1 tRNA gene is annotated in these 272 nt (G+C 46.7%); it reads right to left on the reverse strand.

What is annotated here, in order from left to right:
• Positions 1 to 197 precede the first annotated feature (197 nt).
• Positions 198 to 271 (reverse strand) — tRNA-Arg (locus L2D08_RS23775).
• Position 272: the final 1 nt, after the last annotated feature.

Here is a 272-nt window from a genome sequence, read left to right on the forward strand (position 1 = left end):
ACAGGATTCGAACCTGCGACCCCTTGGTCCCAAACCAAGTGCTCTACCAAGCTGAGCTACTTCCCGGACTTGAACAGAACGTTCTGGCTTCTGCGTTTTGGCACAGGACGTGCCGGCTCTTAGCAGAAGCTCCTTTAAAAAAGGACATCGATCTTTAAAAAGATTTTTTCAAGAACTCTGTTTCATATATACAATAACGCGCCTGAGAGGACTCGAACCTCTAACCGCTTGATTCGTAGTCAAGTACTCTATCCAATTGAGCTACAGGCGCA

It is taken from the genome of Domibacillus sp. PGB-M46, from assembly GCF_022668875.1.
Classification (GTDB): domain Bacteria; phylum Bacillota; class Bacilli; order Bacillales; family Domibacillaceae; genus Domibacillus.